Below are 18,028 nucleotides of genomic sequence, written 5' to 3' on the forward strand. Positions count from 1 at the left end.
ACTCAATGCCCTCATGGTTAAACAAGTACCTGTCATTGATCGCAGGCCTGCTCCTGGATACCCTCCTGTTCAGCGCCACAGCCCGGGCAGAGAGCCATGTGCTGCTCAGCCGTTCCGGAACCTACCCCATGGTGGTTGCTCTGGACCAACAGCAGCGCTCCTGGCTCCAGGGCAAGCGCGAGTTACGGGTCGGCAGTTCGGCCCCTGACTATCCACCGTTCGACCTCACCGCCAGTGCCCGGGACTATGAAGGCCTGACCGCCGATTACCTGGGAATTCTGGCCAGTGCCCTTGACCTCCCCATCAAAGTCCAGCGATTCCACTCCAGACTCGCAGCCATCAAGGCACTTGAAGAAGGCAGCATCGACCTGCTTGGTACTTCAAACGGCTTTGAAGCCGACAACCCGCAACTGCTGCTGTCCACTCCCTATGCAATTGACCAGCCGGTCCTGGTGACCCGCGAGGGAGACAGCCGTTCTCTGCCCCGGGACCTTGCCGGTTTGCGCCTGAGCCTGGTGCACCACTACCTGCCTCTGGATGAGGTCAAGGCGCTCTACCCCAAGGCCATCATCCATTCCTATCCGTCCACTCAGAACGCCATCAACTCGGTGGCTTTCGGGCAGACAGATGTATTTCTGGGGGACACGGTCTCGGCGCATTACATGATCAGCAAGGGTCATCTGAAGAACATTAAAATGGCCAACTTCGGCAAGCCGCAACCCCATGGCTTCAGCTTTGCCGTACACCGGGACAATCGGCAACTGCTGGAGATGATCAACACTACCCTGCAAGCCGTGCCCGGCAGTGAGCGCGATAGTATTGCCAGGCGCTGGAACGCCGGCAGCAATAGTTTGCTGGCCAGTCAAAAACTGCAACTGACCGAGCGCGAAGAGCAGTGGCTGAGCCAGCACCCGGTAGTCAAAGTGGTGGTCAATGAAACCCTGGCGCCGCTGACATTTTTTGACCCGGACGGAAATTTCAGAGGCATTACTGCCGACTTGCTGGAGATCGTTCGCCTGCGTACCGGGCTGACTTTCGAGATACAGCGTGCACGCAGCTTCGGGACCATGATCCAGATGATCAACAGGCATGAAACCGACATCATTGCCGCCATCAGTCCCTCTGCTTCCCGAGAAAGCTCGCTGAGTTTCAGTCGGCCCTATTTTGAGAACTCATTCGTGTTGCTCACCGCAAAGGGTTCCGGCAAACCTGCAAGTCTTGATCAACTGGCAGGCAAAAAACTGGCCCTGCCCCTGGGCAACCCCCTGACTGACTATTTGCGTACCGAGCATCCGCAAATAGTTCTGGTCAACACCGATGACATTTATCAGGCAACCGAACTCCTGGCCGCGGGAAAAGTACAGGGGGCGGTCAACTCGCTGGCCATTGCCAACTACTGGCTGTCTTCAAAATTGCTCCACAACCGGTTGCAGATCAGCGCCTCCCTGGGAACCCGGCCCGCCACGTTTTCCCTGGCCACCTCCAGGGATGCCACAGAACTGGGCTCTATCCTCAACAAGGCATTGCTCGGCATTGCGCCCGAAGAACTGGGCATTATCCACAGCCGCTGGGGTGGGCATGCCCCGGCGCCGGAGAGCTACTGGCACCCTTACCATCGCCTGATTTACCAGATCATCATTGGCGCCAGCCTTTTGCTGTTGCTGTTGCTGATCTGGAACGCCTGCATGCGCCGGCAGATCCGGCAACGGAAAATGACCGAGCAGGCACTCAGTGATCAGTTCGAGTTCCTGCGGGTTCTGGTCAATGGCACGCCACATCCGATTTATATGCAAGATCGCGACGGGGTTCTGCGAACCTGCAATGACAGCTACCTGGACGCTTTTTCAACCCGGCGCGAAGAGGCCATCGGACAAACGCTGATGCAAACCTGCAGCCTTATGCGTGATGAACACGAAGCCCATGATTATCAGGCCGACTGTCTGCGGGTCATGACGGAAGGCACCCCGCTTATCGTCGACCGGCCACTGCAGGCAGGCGATAAAACCCTCACCATCTACCACTGGATTCTTCCCTATCGCGATGCCCTGGGCGAAGTACAGGGCATCATCGGCGGCTGGATCGACATCAGCGATCGCCGCCAGCTGCTGGAGGATCTGCGCACCGCCAAAGACCTGGCCGAAGACGCCAACCGGGCCAAAAGCACATTCCTGGCAACCATGAGCCATGAGATCCGCACCCCGATGAATGCAGTCATCGGCATGCTTGAGCTGACCTTGAAACGCGCTGACCAGGGTCATCTCGACCGCCCCTCAATAGAGGTCGCCTATCATTCGGCCAAAGACCTGCTGGAGTTGATCGGCGACATTCTCGATATCGCCCGCATCGAATCCGGTCGAATGAGCCTGACTCCAGAGCGGGTCAATCTGCGGGATCTGGCCAGCTCGGTGATCCGGGTATTTGACGGCCTGGCCAGACAGAAATCCCTGCACCTCTCACTGACTTTCAAACCCGAAGGCCGGGCGCCTGATGTCATGATCGATCCGCTGCGCTTCAAGCAAATCATGACCAATCTGATCAGCAACGCCATCAAGTTCACCGAGCGCGGCCAGGTAAACCTCGAACTGCACTTGCTGGCGAGCGACACCCCGCACCATGTTGATCTGCAGTTGCGGGTCCGGGACACCGGCATAGGTATCAGCCAACAGGATCAGGAGCGCCTGTTCGAGCCCTTCGCCCAGGGGCAAAACAGCGCAAAACTGGCGATCAACGGCACCGGTCTGGGTCTGGTGATCTGTCGTAGTTTGTGCGAAATGATGGGCGGTACCCTGAGCCTGAGCAGTCAGCCCAACGTAGGCACGCAAATTCAAATAACCCTCAGGTTGCCTGCGCTGGAGCCCTGCACGCCGCCCACCGCCGAAGAATCGCAAATCCACCCCGCTACCACCCAGCTCAATGTACTGGTGGTGGACGACCACCCTGCCAATCGCCTGTTGCTGTGCCAGCAACTGGGATTTCTGGGGCATCGCTTTACCAGTGAAAAAAACGGAGCTGAGGGGTTAAAAGCCTGGAAACAATCGAGGTTTGATCTGGTTATCGCTGACTGCAACATGCCGGTCATGAACGGCTACGATTTGACCCGGGCGATCCGTCAGCATGAGCAGGCATCCCGACACAGCCGCTGTACGGTTCTGGGCTTCACCGCCAATGCCCAGCCCGAAGAGCGACTGCGTTGCAAGCAGGCCGGGATGGACGATTGTTTGTTCAAACCCATCAGCCTGAGACTGTTGGGTCAACGCCTGGCCGCGATCGAACCCGCAGCCCCATCCGCGAGGGCACCCAATCTCAATATTGAGAGCTTTTACGCACTGTCAGGACAGGACAACGCGCGAATCAGAATGCTGCTCGAAGAGCTGCTGCGCAGCAATCGGCAGGATCTCAAGACACTGCTTGAACTGCGCGTCGACAACGGCCTGCAACCTTTTTTCGTCATAGCACACCGGATCAAGGGCGCAGCGCGCATTGTGAGTGCCGACATCCTGATCAAACGCTGCGATGCGCTGGAGCAAGCCAGCCTTGCAACTCTGGAGTCTCGCCGTAGTGCCGTGCAGCAGGCCATGGAAGCACTGGAGGTAACATTGATCAACGAACTGGCCAAACACGCCTGAATGCACCCACCCTGCCGGCACCTGAGCCGAACGTCACCGCGGCCCCAAGTGAATCACCAGTGGGCCCGCGGCAACTGTTCCCGCGGCTTGGGCGCGAGCATGTTGCTATACGCCCGGCCGTGCCTGGAGCCGCTACAGCCTGACCAGCCCGAGTCGAAGCACCACGGCCCCTAACAATCAGGAGCTATCAGCACTCACTCAAACGCAGGAAGATCGCAGCCAGTGCCTCAATACCTTGCTGATCCTGCTCGGAAAACCGGCCGACGCTAGGGCTGTCCAGATCCAGCACGCCGATCAGGCGCCCGTCCTTGATCAAAGGCACCACCAGTTCGCTGTTGGAAGCACTGTCACAGGCAATATGCCCCGGGAAAGCATGTACATCCTCAACCCGCTGGGTCTGTCTGCTAGCCGCAGCGGCGCCACAGACGCCCCGGCCAAAAGGAATGCGGACACACGCGATCTGCCCCTGAAAAGGCCCCAGCACCAGCTCTTCATTACGATTAAGGTAAAAACCGGCCCAGTTCAGGTCATCTAATTGATGGTACAAAAAAGCCGAAAACTGCGCGGCGTTGGCAATAAAATCGCGCTCATCCGCCAGCAAGGACTCCAACTGGGCCCGCAGCAAACCATAGCCATCCAGACCGGCGCCTGTGGCATTCAAATCAATCATTGTTTTGCTCCAGCAATTTCAATCCAACCCAGTAACGTGCAAATTGATAAGCACACCGGCCATTACGGTTGCCACGCCCGGTCGCCCAGCGCACGGCCAGAATATCCAGCGCTTCGTCACGCTGCCACTTCAGACCGGCCTTGCCGGCCAGTACCTCAATCCAGTGCTCGACCACGTTGAGGAAGTGCTCCTGGGTAAACGGGTAGAACGACAACCACAGGCCGAAGCGATCAGACAATGCAATCTTGTCCTCCACCGCTTCGCTGGGATGAAGCTCACCGTCGACGTTCTTCCAGTTTTCGTTGTCGCTTTCTTTTTCGGACACCAAATGCCGGCGGTTCGAGGTGGCATACAGCAAGACGTTGTCCGGGGCTTGCTCCAGCGAGCCGTCGAGCACACTTTTCAGAACCCGGAAATCGCCTTCACCGGCGTCGAAAGACAGGTCATCGCAAAACAGGATAAAACGCTGCTTTTGGCCCTGTAGCTGCTCCACCACTCGTGGCAGATCGGCCAGGTGATCACGTTCGATTTCAATCAAGCGCAACCCGGACTGCGCGTACTCGGCCAGCAAGGCCCGAATGATCGAAGACTTGCCCGTGCCGCGCGAGCCCCACAGCAACGCATGGTTGGCCGGAAAGCCATCGAGGAATTGTTTAGTATTGCGGCCCAGTTGATCGCGCTGGGTATCAACTCCGATCAGATCCGTAAGACGCATCTCAAGACTGACTTGCAGCGGCATCAGATAACCCGAACGGCCTTCGCGTTGCCAGCGGGCTGCCAGGCAGTCGCCCCACTCAATCGGCTCGCGCTGCGCAGGCAGCAACGGCTCAAGACGCGCCAGGACCGCTTCAGCCCGCTCTAGAAAGGCATACAGTTTAGAATCCACAACATCTCCTCAGACTGATACACAGTGATAGCGCATTGACATGGACCGCGCGCAGCGCCCGTCCATGAGGTGATTGATACAACCTGCCTGTAAATACTGCAGCTATACCTGCCTGTTAACCGACTAATCGATTATTCTTGCCCGCCGAAGGGAAATGGAATCAGGTGCTGCACCCATGGACATAAAACTTACCCATCGCCTGTCTTACAAACAGGCCAGGCTGACAGTGCTGGTCGGCTTTGTCCTGGGGACAATGCTCAGTCTGCTGCAAATCGGTATGGATTATGCCAGTGAAAACGCAGCCATCAATCGTGAAATCGAATCCCTCCTGGATATCAGCCATAACCCGGCCTCACGTATTGCCTACAACCTGGACTCAGAACTCGCACAAGAGCTGGTGATGGGCCTGATGCGCGCGCCGGCCATTACCGGGGTGCAAATCAGCGATAACGACAAAAACATGCTGGCCAATGGCCGCGAGCAGCCCGATAACGGCCGCTACCGGGCATTGAGTGATTTCCTGTTCGGCTCCATGCGCACCTTCGACGATCGCCTGTACTTCAACCACTTGCCCGAGCAAAGCGTGGGGGTGCTTCACCTTGAGGTGGATACCTACCCGTTTGGCAGTCGATTCCTGCACCGTGCCGAGCTCACACTGCTCAGTGGTTTTGCCAGAAGCCTGCTGCTGACCTTTATTCTGCTGGGACTGTTTTATGTGATGCTGACCAAGCCGCTGGTACGGGTTATTGGCGAGCTCAGCAGAAGCAAACCCGGTAATCCCAAGCCATCGCGCATCGAGTGCCCGCGCGGACATGAAGACGACGAAATCGGTGTATTGGTCAACGCTGCCAATCAGCAATTTGACGCCGTAGCCCGGGAAATCGAGCAGCGGCGCAATGCAGAAAATCGCCTGACCGAGTATTCGTCCCAGCTTGAAGACATGGTCAAGGCCCGCACCCAGGAACTTGAAGCAATCAATTCGCGCCTCAGTCAATCCAATCAAGAACTGGAGGCAGCCCGCAGCACGGCACTGAAAATGGCTCAGGCGCGGTCGGCGTTTCTGGCCAACATGAGCCACGAAATACGCACGCCCCTCAATGGCCTGCTGGGCATGCTGGAACTGTGTCTGGACAGCCCGCTGAACGCCGAGCAACTGCAGCAGCTTTCAATAGCCCACGACTCGGGCAAGGTTCTGGTCGAACTGCTGAACGACATTCTCGACCTGTCAAAATTCGACGCCGGGAAACTGGAACTTGAACATATTGCTTTCGATCTCGGCACCCTGACCGAAGACACCGCCAACCTGCTGTCTCAGAACGCGGCGCCCAGCGTAGAGCTGACCTGCCTGATTGATCCGCACTTCCCGGCATTGGTGATGGGGGATCCAACCCGGGTGCGGCAGATTGTCAGCAACCTGCTGTCCAATGCCCTCAAGTTCACCCGGTTCGGGCGCGTTGATGTACGCCTTAGCGCGCACAACGACCAGGTACGGATCGAGGTGCGTGACACGGGCATCGGCATCGCCCACGAAGCGCAGACACGCATATTCAAACCCTTTACCCAGGCCGGGGCCGGTATTACCCGCCAGTTTGGCGGTACCGGCCTGGGCCTGGCATTGACCCGCAGCCTGTGTGAAGTCATGCACGGCCGACTGACCATCAGCTCGCAAATCGGTTTCGGCAGCCAGTTCTGTGCCGAGCTGCCTCTACCCTGCCACACTCCCGCCATCAAGCCCATGCCCTTGTCTGGCCGGGTAATTGCCGTGAGCCCTGCGGGCAGCGGTCTGACTGAACTATTGAGCAGTTTTTTGCCTTTATGGGGCCTGGATTACCAGCGTTACTCGCTCGACGACTCACTGGCGGGCGCTAATCCGGACCTGCTGATTACGGACTGCCCAGAGTGCCTGTTCGGCCTGCGCCCCACCATCAGCACCCCGATTTTACTGGTCACCGCCTATGGCAACTTCATGCCCGGCGACCAGGTCAACGCCCTGGCTCCCCTGCAACAAAAAGCCCGGCCTTTATCACGGCACGCGCTGTATCAGACCTTGCAGCAGTTGCTGCAAAAAGAAGGCGGCAACCACCCGAGCACTCACTCCAGGAGATCCTTCGTTCTGCACCGCGCTCAAGTGCTGCTGGTTGAGGACAACCCGGTCAACCAACTGGTGGCCAAGGGTATGCTCGGCAAACTTGGCTGTGACGTGGTGATTGCGGCCCATGGTGGTGAGGCGCTGAGCCAGCTGGAGCGCAACAACTTCGATCTGGTACTGATGGACTGCAACATGCCCGTCATGGATGGTTACGAAGCCACCCGGCAAATTCGTCAGAGTGGCCGCTGGCCAGAGCTGCCAATTGTCGCCCTGACTGCCAATGCCATGCCCGAAGAGCGTGAGCGCTGCCGCGCGGCGGGGATGAACGACTACCTGGCCAAACCCTTCCGCCGCGAAGAGCTCGAAACCCTGCTCGACACCTGGGTGCCGCTGAACACCTGAGCAATGCACAAGCAGGCGCCGCGCTGAACCGTGGCAAGAGTCGCGGCGTGAGGCTGTGGCGGCTTATTGCAGCAACGCTTCAATATCCGCCCTGAGTGCCTCGGGTTTGGTGGTCGGGGCGTAACGCTTGACGCTGCCGTCCGGGCCAATCAAGAACTTGGTGAAGTTCCACTTGATCCTTTCGGTCCCCAGCAGTCCTGGCGCCGTTTTTTTAAGCGCTGCAAACAATGGGTGCGCCTGACTGCCATTGACCTCGATCTTCTTGAACAGCGGGAAGGTCACCCCGAAGTTCAGTTCACAAAACTCGGCGATGGCGGCGGCGTCACCGGGTTCCTGCTTGCCGAACTGATTACAGGGGAAGCCGAGAATCACCAACCCTTGATCCCTGTATTGCTGCCACAAGGCTTCAAGCCCTTTGTACTGCGGGGTGAATCCGCACTTGCTGGCGGTATTGACCACCAGCACTGCCTTGCCCGGGAAGTCCGCCAGAGTCTTTTGCTCGCCACTGAGGGTGGTGCAGGGAATATTGAGCAGGTTGCCAGTCATGACGGCGTCTCTCCAGCAAAGGTCAGGCGCGAGGAACCAGGTCCAGGCATACCGAGTTGATGCAATAACGCAGCCCGGTCGGCGGCGGGCCATCCGGAAAAACATGCCCCAGGTGGGCCTCGCACTTGGAGCAGACCACTTCGGTGCGCACCATGCCGTGACTCGCATCACGGATCTCGATCATCGCGCTGTCGCCAATCGGTTGATAAAAGCTTGGCCAGCCGCAACCCGAATCGAACTTGGCGCTGGAATCGAACAGCGGCTGATTGCAGCAAACACAGTGATAGACGCCATCGGTTTTGGTGGCGTTGTATTTGCCCGAAAATGGCCGTTCGGTGCCTTTGAGACGGCACACGTTGTATTGCTCGGGGTCGAGCATGGCCTTCCATTCGTCCAGTGTTTTGTTCAACTTTTCCATGGTTCTGCCTCTGTCGCTGAAAAACCCTGCCCGGTGGCTTTTCCAGGGGTCGGGTGGCACGTATGATTGCGCCTCGTAATGCGCCAGTCTGGCACCCGCTCTATCTGCATTCAAACGGATTCTTGAAGCAATGCGGTGTTTGCAAGGCAGGATTAGCCAGGGCCGGGATTTCACACGGCCTGGATCGTTCATTTTCAGGATCACATCGCCATGCAGGTCAGCAAATCAAACAAGCTCGCCAACGTCTGCTATGACATTCGCGGCCCAGTGCTCAAGCACGCCAAACGACTGGAAGAGGAAGGCCATCGCATCCTCAAGCTGAATATCGGCAACCCGGCGCCCTTTGGTTTTGAAGCGCCGGACGAAATCCTTCAGGACGTGATCCGCAATCTGCCGACCGCGCAAGGTTATAGCGACTCCAAAGGCCTGTTCAGCGCGCGCAAGGCGGTAATGCAGTACTACCAGCAGAAACAGGTAGAAGGCGTCGGCATTGAAGACGTCTATCTGGGCAACGGCGTATCCGAGCTGATCGTGATGTCGCTGCAAGCGCTGCTCAACAACGGCGACGAAGTTCTGGTGCCGGCACCCGACTACCCGCTGTGGACCGCTGCCGTAACCCTTGCCGGCGGTCACCCGGTGCATTACCTGTGTGACGAGCAAGCCAACTGGTGGCCTGACCTGGCTGACATCAAAGCCAAGATCACCCCCAACACCAAAGCCATGGTCATCATCAACCCGAACAACCCGACGGGCGCGGTGTATTCCAAGGAAGTACTGCTGGGCATGCTGGAACTGGCCCGCCAGCACAACCTGGTGGTGTTCTCGGATGAGATTTACGACAAGATCCTGTACGACGATGCCGTGCACATTTGCACCGCTTCGCTGGCACCGGACCTGCTGTGCCTGACCTTCAACGGCTTGTCCAAGTCGTACCGGGTGGCGGGCTTCCGCTCAGGCTGGATCGCCATCTCCGGCCCCAAGCACAATGCACAAAGCTACATCGAAGGCATCGACATGCTGGCCAACATGCGCCTGTGCGCCAACGTGCCCAGCCAGCATGCGATCCAGACCGCACTGGGCGGCTACCAGAGCATCAATGATCTGGTCTTGCCCAACGGCCGCTTGCTGGAGCAACGTAACCGCACCTGGGAACTGCTCAATGACATCCCCGGCGTCAGCTGCGTGAAACCCATGGGCGCGCTGTATGCATTCCCCCGCATCGATCCAAAAGTATGCCCGATCCTGAACGACGAAAAATTCGTCCTGGATCTGCTGCTCTCGGAAAAATTGCTGGTGGTTCAAGGCACCGCATTCAACTGGCCATGGCCGGACCATTTCCGCGTCGTGACCTTGCCGCGGGTCGATGAACTGGATATGGCTATTGGTCGAATCGGTAATTTCTTGAAGACCTACCGTCAGTAACCCCTTCACATGCTGTGCGATCAAGGAAATATCGCACAGCATGTGTCGAGTAAAACTTTCTTCACCTACTCTTCCCTGCTGCCCTTCTACGCAGCCTTTTTCACTTCAAAAAAATGCTTGCACCCAAGGTTTGCTGGGCTCCGATCGAATTTGTGCGCTTAAAAAAAGTCATTCCGGATCAGGAAATGACTGGTTTGTTACTAAAATCAAGCCGTAGGACACAGTTTGAAATAGTCGCCCGGTTGAATAGCCTGTGGCAGCACCTTATATACCCGCATACGGCAATACCTTTAAGTCGAGGAGATTCTTTAAACCATGATGCGCATTCTGCTGTTTTTGGCCACTAACCTGGCGGTCGTGCTGATTGCCAGCATTACCTTGAGCCTGTTCGGCTTTGACGGGTTCATGGCGGCCAACGGGGTTGATCTGAACCTCAGTCAGCTGTTGGTATTCTGTGCGGTCTTTGGTTTTGCAGGGTCCTTGTTCTCGCTCTTCATCTCCAAATGGATGGCGAAGATGAGCACCAGCACCCAGGTGATTACCCAGCCTCGTACCCGCCATGAACAATGGCTGATGCAAACCGTTGAGCAACTGTCCCGCGAAGCAGGGATCAAGATGCCTGAAGTGGGTATTTTCCCGGCATACGAGGCCAACGCCTTTGCCACTGGCTGGAATAAAAACGACGCGCTGGTCGCGGTCAGCCAGGGTTTGCTGGAACGCTTTTCACCCGATGAAGTAAAAGCCGTACTGGCCCACGAAATCGGCCACGTCGCCAATGGCGACATGGTGACCCTGGCATTGGTGCAGGGCGTGGTGAACACCTTCGTCATGTTCTTCGCCCGTATCATCGGTAACTTTGTCGACAAAGTGGTATTCAAGAACGACGAAGGCCGCGGCATTGCCTATTACGTCGCGACCATCTTCGCTGAACTGGTACTGGGCTTCCTTGCCAGCGCCATCGTCATGTGGTTCTCGCGCAAGCGTGAATTCCGCGCAGACGAAGCCGGTGCACAACTGGCAGGCACGGCGGCCATGATCAGTGCCCTGCAGCGCCTTCGCTCCGAGCAGGGACTGCCGGTACACATGCCTGACACCATGGCGGCTTTTGGCATTAACGGCGGCCTCAAGCAAGGCCTGGCGCGGATGTTCATGAGCCATCCGCCACTGGAAGAACGTATCGATGCTCTGCGTCGTCGCGGCTGACAGCACGGCAATACGAAAAAGGGCGACTTGAGTCGCCCTTTTTTGTGCCCGCCATTCAAGCGTTCTTGCGTAGCCGGTAGACCCGCTCCACCAGACGGGTAACACCGGCCTTGAGAAACTTGCCGTTCTGCTCCAGAACATCGGACTGCTCGATAATCTGCAAGTCCCAGGCAGGCACCAGCAATTGCTGAATCTCGACATCCGGCACCGAGAACGGCGGCCCCTGCATTTCTCCCTGGGGATAATCGAGGCTGATCAGCAGTCCCTCGCAGCCCCGGGGCAGGATTTGCGTCAGATGCCGGGCATAGGCCTCACGCATTTCAGCCGGCAAGGCAATGATCGCCGCACGGTCATACAACCCCGCACACTCAGCCACGTCTGCCGCACTCAAGGCAAAGAAGTCGCCACACCAGAGGCTCACCGGGCCAGCCTCGTACACCTTGAAGCCGCCTTGCTGCCTGATCTGTGGCGTGACCCCCTGCTCACTGAAAAACTGCTCCACGGCCGTTTGCGACAGCTCTACACCCAGAACCTCGAAACCACTGGCCGCCAGCCAGTTCAAATCCAGGCTTTTACCGCACAAAGGCACCAGCACCCGGGCGCCCCGGGGCAATTCAAGCCGGGGCCACAGCCGCTGCAGGTAGGAATTGACTTGCTCCTGATGGAAACCGATCTGATTACGCTGCCAGCGGTCGTGCCAAAATTCGGGCTGCATGATTCACCTTTAAATTCGATCAATAAGCACTAAAACTTATATTGGATTTAGATCAATACCAGGTTGAAGATGGTTCATCTTAACCCTGAGGACCCCTGCCATGCTGCCCAGCCTGTTTATCTCCCACGGCTCTCCCATGCTGGCACTCGAGCCTGGTGCCAGCGGCCCGGCACTCAAACGTCTGGCAGCCGGACTCCCCCGCCCCAAAGCCATTGTTCTGGTGTCTGCACACTGGGAAACCAGCGACCTGAGGGTAGCCAGCCACCCTGCGCCCGAAACATGGCATGACTTCGGTGGTTTCCCGCCTGAACTGTATGCCGTGCAATACCCGGCCCCCGGCGACCCCGCCCTGGCCGCACGCATTGTTGAACTGCTCGCCGGGCGCGGCCTGCCTGCCCGGCTGGACGCCCAGCGGCCCTTTGACCATGGCGCCTGGGTGCCGCTGTCGTTGATGTACCCGCAGGCCGATATTCCCGTGGTTCAGGTTTCATTGCCCGGTCAGCCCGGGCCTGGGGGCCTGACTGAAATCGGCCGCGCACTGGCAACCTTGCGCAGCGAAGGCATCCTGATCATTGGCTCGGGCAGCATCACCCACAACCTGCGCGAGCTGGACTGGCACGCGGGCCCGGAAAGCATAAAGCCCTGGGCCAAATCCTTTCGCGACTGGATGATCGAAAAACTTGCCGCCGATGACCAACCGGCCCTGCACCAGTACCGGCAACTGGCGCCTTTTGCCGCCAAAAATCATCCCAGTGACGAACATCTTCTGCCGCTGTACTTCGCCCGCGGCGCAGGCGGCTCTTTCAGCATTGCCCACCAGGGCTGGACGCTGGGCGCACTGGGGATGGATATTTACCGGTTCGGGTGAGGCCACGCACACCCGCCCATAGAGTTTTATGTCGCCCGCGCCTCAATTTGCAGGCAAAAAAAATCCCCGAACCAGTCGGGGATTTTTTTAGCGATCAATCACAGCCAGGCAGTGATTAATCTTCGCGGTAGCGACGCAGCTTGAGCTGCTTGCCGGCAACGCGGGTGTCTTTGAGCTTGGCCAGCAAGCTTTCCAGACCAACTTCCGGCAGTTCTACCAGGCTGAAGCTGTCACGCACCTGGATGCGACCGATTGCTTCACGTGCCAGACCACCCTCGTTGAGGATAGCGCCCAGCAGGTTCTTGGCAGCGATACCGTCACGCGCACCCAGCGCAGTACGGCAACGGGCACGACCTTCGGCCAATGGAACCGGAGCACGACGCTCACGATCACCACGATCCGGACGGTCGCCAGTACGCTCGGACGAACGCTCACGCGGTGCGCTGTTCGGCACCAGTGGACGGTCACGCTCGATCGCAGCCAAAGTCAGAGCCTGACCGTTGGTAGCTTTGCGCAACAGGGCAGCGGCCAGAGCACGCGGGCTGCAACCGATATCGGCAATCAGGCGATCCAGCAGATCACCGTGGGTCGATTCAGCGTCAGCAACCAGTGGCGTCAGGCTGTTGGTCAACTTCTTGATGCGGGCATCGAGAACAGCTTGAGCATCCGGCAGGCGGACTTCAGCAACCTTTTGACCGGTTACACGCTCGATCACTTGCAGCATGCGGCGCTCACGCGGAGTTACCAGCAACAGCGCGCGACCTTCGCGACCTGCACGGCCAGTACGGCCGATACGGTGAACGTAGGACTCTGGATCGTAAGGCATGTCAACGTTGAACACGTGAGTGATACGTGGAACATCAAGACCACGAGCCGCTACGTCGGTCGCTACAACGATGTCCAGACGGCCATCCTTGAGGGATTCGATAACGCGCTCACGTTGGTTCTGAGCAATGTCACCGTTCAGCGCAGCAGCTTTATAGCCTTTGGCTTCCAGGGCACTTGCCAGATCCAGGGTCGCTTGCTTGGTACGTACGAACATGATCAGGGCGTCGAAATCTTCGACTTCCAGCAGGCTCAATACAGCCGAGGTCTTCTGGTCAGCGTGAACCAACAGGTGAGCCTGTTCGATCGCGGTAACGGTCTGAGTCTTGGTCTGGATTTTTACGTGTTGCGGATCGCGCAGATGGCGTTCGGCAATGGCACGGATCGACTGCGGCAGGGTAGCCGAGAACAATACGGTCTGACGGGTAGCAGGCAAAGCCTTGAAGATCGCTTCAAGGTCATCCATGAAGCCCAGCTTGAGCATTTCGTCAGCTTCGTCGAGAACCAGATGGTTCACGGTTGCCAATACTTTTTCGTCACGACGCAAGTGGTCGCACAGACGGCCCGGAGTGGCGACAACAATCTGTGCGCCATTACGGATTGCTTTCAGTTGTGGACCCATAGGGGCGCCGCCGTAAACGGCCACAACGGTAACGCCAGGCATTTGCTTGGCATAAGTTTCGAAAGCGGTTGCTACTTGCAGCGCCAACTCACGGGTTGGCGCCAGGATCAGGGCTTGCGGCTCGCGCTTAGCAGGATCGATGCGATGCAGGATCGGCAGGGCGAACGCGGCGGTTTTACCCGTACCGGTTTGCGCCTGACCAATCATGTCGTGACCGGCCATAATGATCGGGATCGATTGCTGCTGAATAGCCGAAGGTTCTTCGTAGCCAGTCGCAATGACAGCTGCAAGAATGTTCGGATTAAGATTAAAAGCGGCGAAGCCGCCGGTTTCCTGGGTCATGGGTCTGCCTCTAAGTGCATCCGCAAAGACCCATGCTCCAAAGCTGCGCATGCCGTGTAAGACTCAAGAGTCGCCCTGGCTGCTTTGTCGGCGGGGATTTGCGAAAACGTTAAATGAATGGAGCGTTCAGGGTTGTCCGCGAAACGGACGAGCAGCCGAAGCGTGCTTCGGGAAATGCGACACCTAAACGTGGCCCGGCTAAAGGCCGGCGCGCACTATACCGGATTTATCAAAAAAAAGAAGTGTTTTTTTAAGACCAACTCGTCTGTATGCCTCTGCATACCGGGCTTTGGCAATATTTTCGCCTTTGTGAAATCCCCTGGCGCCTGCCCCTTCTGGGGCAAACGCTAAAACGTTTCATCGCCGGACCTCAGGTGGCCGGGCGAATCGCCTTGATCAGCGAGTCCAGCGAGTAGCCCAGACGCGGAGCCAGGGCCTGGGCCCGGGCGGTGAGCGCGTCGATATCCAGAGTCTGATCCAGATCGGACGGCACCAGCAGGATGACGTTGCCCTCCTTCACCGGCAGCTCCCAATAATGGCGGTGATACAAACCGCGCAGCAAGGCGGCCCCCAGCGGCTTGCCGTCATCGGTCGCCCATTGATTGATCACCAGCCAGCCATTGGCGGACAGTTTTTTCTGACAGTCTTCAAGAAACTTCCAGGCCAGGTGACCGGTAGCCGGCCCCAGATCGTTGTAGAGGTCGACGAAAACCAGGTCCGCAGGCTCCGCGCTGTCCAGCAGCTCCAGGGCATCTCCGATGCGGATATACAGCCGCGGGTCATCGTCCAGTCCCAGGTATTCAATGGCCAGGCGCGGTACATCCGGTCGTAGCTCGATGGCTTCAACATCTTCAAGGGGCAAAAACTTGAGACAGGCCTGGGTCAGGGTTCCGGCGCCAAGCCCCAGAAACAGCGCGCTTTCAGGCGCCTCATGACACAGCGCGCCGATCAGCATGGCGCGGGTGTAGTCGTATTCCAGCCAGCTGGGGTCAGCGGTAAAAACACAGCTTTGCTCGATCGCATCGCCAAACTCGAGGAAGCGGTAGTCGGCTACCTCCAGTACCCGAATCATGCCGAAGTCATCATGAACTTCAGCGAGCAGACGCTCAACGCGCTCCTCAGACATTTCCTCTCCTTGCCGCGTCCCGGCACAACCCGGGCATCGCTCTAAAAAACAACCACTCGGCGCCGAGCAGAAAGCGCCGATTGTCGGCCATTGCGGCGCAACAGGTCACGCACTAATTGCTGCTAACATGGGCCATCCCCTTCCAATACTAGAGTCTGCAATGAGCCAACCCTGGAGCCCTGACAGCTGGCGCGCCCTGCCGATCCAGCAACAACCCCGCTACCCTGACGCCGCTCACCTGCTGCGCGTGGAGCAAAGCCTGGCGAGTTATCCGCCACTGGTGTTCGCCGGCGAAGCCCGTGAACTGCGCCGCCAGTTTGCCGAGGTCACTGAAGGTCGGGCGTTCCTGTTACAGGGTGGCGATTGCGCAGAAAGCTTTGCCGAGTTTTCGGCGGCCAAGATTCGCGACACCTTCAAAGTGCTGCTGCAGATGGCCATCGTCATGACCTTCGCTGCTGGCTGCCCGGTGGTCAAGGTCGGGCGCATGGCAGGGCAATTCGCCAAACCGCGCTCGGCCAACGATGAAACGATCAATGGCGTGACCCTGCCGGCCTATCGCGGCGACATCGTCAACGGCATCGGCTTCGATGAAAAAAGCCGCGTACCCGACCCGGAGCGCCTGCTGCAGTCCTACCACCAGTCCACGGCCACCCTGAACCTGCTGCGCGCCTTTGCCCAGGGCGGGTTTGCCGATCTGCATCAGGTCCACAAGTGGAACCTGGACTTCATCGCCAACTCGGCACTGGCGGAGAAATACAGCCAGTTGGCCAACCGCATCGACGAAACCCTGGCCTTTATGCGCGCCTGCGGCATGGACAGCTCGCCGCAACTGCGCGAAACCAGCTTCTTTACGGCCCACGAAGCGCTGTTGCTGAATTACGAAGAAGCCTTCGTGCGGCGCGACAGCCTGACCAACGATTACTACGACTGCTCGGCGCACATGCTGTGGATCGGCGACCGCACGCGCCAGCTCGACGGTGCCCACGTCGAGTTCCTGCGCGGGGTCAACAACCCGATCGGGGTCAAGGTCGGCCCGAGCATGAATACCGAAGAACTGCTGCGCCTGATCGACATCCTCAACCCCGACAACGACCCGGGCCGCCTCAACCTGATCGTGCGCATGGGCGCCAACAAGGTTGGCGACCACCTGCCGCAGCTGATCCGTGCGGTTGAAGGCGAAGGCAAGAAAGTGCTGTGGAGTTGCGACCCGATGCACGCCAACACCATCAAGGCCAGCAGCGGCTACAAGACCCGCGACTTTGCGCAGATTCTTGGCGAAGTGAAGCAGTTCTTCCAGGTCCATGAGGCCGAAGGCAGCTATGCCGGCGGGATTCATATCGAGATGACCGGGCAAAACGTCACCGAGTGCATTGGCGGGGCCAAGCCCATCACCGAAGACGGTTTGTCGGACCGCTACCACACCCACTGCGACCCGCGCATGAACGCCGACCAGTCGCTGGAACTGGCGTTCCTGATTGCCGAAACGCTGAAACAGGTCAAACGCTGAACCGCCTGACTTGTGCGCGAACTGCGGGAGCCGGCTTGCCAGCTCCCACAGGGGCTCTGCACCTTTACCGGCAAGCTTATTTGTTGAACGGGTCATCCCAAAAAGCCCGATGACTTTCGGATTCAATATCCGCCCGGCTCAGCCCCAGATCTTTAAGCGTCGCATCACTGATCCGCCGCAGATGCGCCCTTTGGCGCGACAGCTGGTACCAGCGGGCAATCACAGCCATCACCTTTTGCGCCCAGGACTTCTGACTGACTGGCCGGGCGATCCAGACAAAACCTTTTTGACCTTTCATCACTTGAGACCTCCGTAGGGATGGCTCAAGTTTCTGCCCGGGCTTAAGATCAATCCAACGAATGTTTCTTATGCGATACATCTGCGAGATTGATCAATGGCCGAATTCCCCAGTATCGATACCGACCTGTTGCGTACCTTTGCCGCCATTGCCGATCACGGCGGTTTTACTCGCGCCGCCGAAGTGGTCAATCGCACGCAGTCGGCGGTCAGCATGCAGATGAAACGGCTCGAAGACGACGTGCTCAAATGCGCGTTGTTCCAGCGCGACGGGCGCAATGTCAGCCTCACTCCCGAAGGCCATGTACTGCTCGGCTATGCACGGCGAATCCTTAAACTGAATCGCCCCTAGTTTCGTAGACACCTCCAAGCCTTAAAATGAGGCCCATTAGGAGGTGCCATGAGCAACCAGCGATATCCCGAAGAATTCAAAATCCAGGCGGTCAAACAAGTGACCGAAAAGA

Annotated in this window: 14 protein-coding genes and 1 pseudogene; 7 read left to right on the plus strand and 8 right to left on the minus strand. The window is 58.1% G+C overall.

Annotated elements, in window-relative coordinates:
- The first annotated feature begins 5 nt into the window (after positions 1–5).
- Positions 6–3,626 carry a transporter substrate-binding domain-containing protein gene (locus EQV90_RS14590; RefSeq protein ID WP_240878320.1) on the plus strand — a complete coding sequence of 1,207 codons (3,621 nt, stop codon included), beginning with the start codon at positions 6–8 and terminating at the stop codon, positions 3,624–3,626.
- Positions 3,627–3,813: 187 nt separating this feature from the next.
- On the opposite strand, the gene EQV90_RS14595 is transcribed toward EQV90_RS14590, so the two are convergent.
- Both EQV90_RS14595 and EQV90_RS14600 read right to left on the minus strand, forming a co-directional pair.
- Positions 3,814–4,296, minus strand: a complete 483-nt coding sequence (locus EQV90_RS14595) for a GAF domain-containing protein (protein WP_010656826.1) — start codon at positions 4,294–4,296, stop codon at positions 3,814–3,816.
- Complete coding sequence (locus EQV90_RS14600) at positions 4,289–5,182, minus strand: ATP-binding protein (RefSeq protein WP_003446582.1); 894 nt, start codon at positions 5,180–5,182, stop codon at positions 4,289–4,291. The genes EQV90_RS14595 and EQV90_RS14600 overlap by 8 nt, the downstream gene beginning before the upstream one ends.
- A gap of 175 nt (positions 5,183–5,357) precedes the next feature.
- Here EQV90_RS14600 and EQV90_RS14605 point away from each other — a divergent pair, with 175 nt between their 5' ends.
- Positions 5,358–7,673 (plus strand): response regulator, encoded by a 2,316-nt coding sequence (locus EQV90_RS14605; protein ID WP_240878321.1) that lies wholly within the window; start codon positions 5,358–5,360, stop codon positions 7,671–7,673.
- A gap of 63 nt (positions 7,674–7,736) precedes the next feature.
- Here the strand turns inward: EQV90_RS14605 and EQV90_RS14610 are convergent, their stop codons facing one another.
- Together EQV90_RS14610 and msrB are read right to left on the minus strand one after the other, a co-directional pair.
- On the minus strand, positions 7,737–8,219 hold the full coding sequence (locus tag EQV90_RS14610) for a glutathione peroxidase (protein WP_010656828.1): 483 nt from the start codon (positions 8,217–8,219) through the stop codon (positions 7,737–7,739).
- Between the two features lie 22 nt (positions 8,220–8,241).
- Positions 8,242–8,637 carry a peptide-methionine (R)-S-oxide reductase MsrB gene (msrB, locus tag EQV90_RS14615; protein WP_003446577.1) on the minus strand — a complete coding sequence of 132 codons (396 nt, stop codon included), beginning with the start codon at positions 8,635–8,637 and terminating at the stop codon, positions 8,242–8,244.
- A gap of 210 nt (positions 8,638–8,847) precedes the next feature.
- Between msrB and EQV90_RS14620 the strand changes: the two genes are divergently transcribed.
- Together EQV90_RS14620 and htpX are read left to right on the plus strand one after the other, a co-directional pair.
- A complete protein-coding gene (locus EQV90_RS14620; protein ID WP_003446576.1) occupies positions 8,848–10,059 on the plus strand; it encodes a pyridoxal phosphate-dependent aminotransferase in 1,212 nt (403 codons plus the stop codon).
- 315 nt (positions 10,060–10,374) lie between these two features.
- Positions 10,375–11,262 carry a protease HtpX gene (gene htpX, locus EQV90_RS14625; RefSeq protein WP_003446575.1) on the plus strand — a complete coding sequence of 296 codons (888 nt, stop codon included), beginning with the start codon at positions 10,375–10,377 and terminating at the stop codon, positions 11,260–11,262.
- Positions 11,263–11,317: 55 nt separating this feature from the next.
- Here htpX and EQV90_RS14630 read toward each other — a convergent pair whose 3' ends face one another.
- Positions 11,318–11,977: a thiopurine S-methyltransferase gene (locus EQV90_RS14630; RefSeq protein ID WP_240878322.1), complete on the minus strand. Its 660-nt coding sequence runs from the start codon at positions 11,975–11,977 to the stop codon at positions 11,318–11,320.
- Positions 11,978–12,077: 100 nt separating this feature from the next.
- On the opposite strand from EQV90_RS14630, the gene EQV90_RS14635 reads away from it, so the two are divergent.
- Entirely contained in the window at positions 12,078–12,845 is a 768-nt protein-coding gene (locus tag EQV90_RS14635; RefSeq protein ID WP_240878323.1) for a dioxygenase, read from the plus strand.
- A 115-nt stretch (positions 12,846–12,960) separates the two neighbouring features.
- Here the strand turns inward: EQV90_RS14635 and EQV90_RS14640 are convergent, their stop codons facing one another.
- Both EQV90_RS14640 and EQV90_RS14645 read right to left on the minus strand, forming a co-directional pair.
- Entirely contained in the window at positions 12,961–14,634 is a 1,674-nt protein-coding gene (locus EQV90_RS14640; protein WP_003446572.1) for a DEAD/DEAH box helicase, read from the minus strand.
- A 370-nt stretch (positions 14,635–15,004) separates the two neighbouring features.
- A complete protein-coding gene (locus EQV90_RS14645; protein WP_127195833.1) occupies positions 15,005–15,760 on the minus strand; it encodes a spermidine synthase in 756 nt (251 codons plus the stop codon).
- A gap of 160 nt (positions 15,761–15,920) precedes the next feature.
- Between EQV90_RS14645 and EQV90_RS14650 the strand changes: the two genes are divergently transcribed.
- A complete protein-coding gene (locus tag EQV90_RS14650) occupies positions 15,921–17,267 on the plus strand; it encodes a 3-deoxy-7-phosphoheptulonate synthase class II (RefSeq protein WP_003446569.1) in 1,347 nt (448 codons plus the stop codon).
- A gap of 76 nt (positions 17,268–17,343) precedes the next feature.
- Here EQV90_RS14650 and EQV90_RS14655 read toward each other — a convergent pair whose 3' ends face one another.
- Positions 17,344–17,565: a DUF1127 domain-containing protein gene (locus EQV90_RS14655; RefSeq protein WP_010656831.1), complete on the minus strand. Its 222-nt coding sequence runs from the start codon at positions 17,563–17,565 to the stop codon at positions 17,344–17,346.
- Between the two features lie 96 nt (positions 17,566–17,661).
- On the opposite strand from EQV90_RS14655, the pseudogene EQV90_RS14660 reads away from it, so the two are divergent.
- Positions 17,662–17,907, plus strand: a pseudogene (locus EQV90_RS14660) (LysR family transcriptional regulator); the annotation flags it as partial.
- Positions 17,908–18,028 lie beyond the last annotated feature (121 nt).

The organism is Pseudomonas sp. TMW22089, from assembly GCF_022496645.1.
Taxonomy (GTDB): Bacteria; Pseudomonadota; Gammaproteobacteria; order Pseudomonadales; family Pseudomonadaceae; genus Aquipseudomonas; species Aquipseudomonas paraversuta.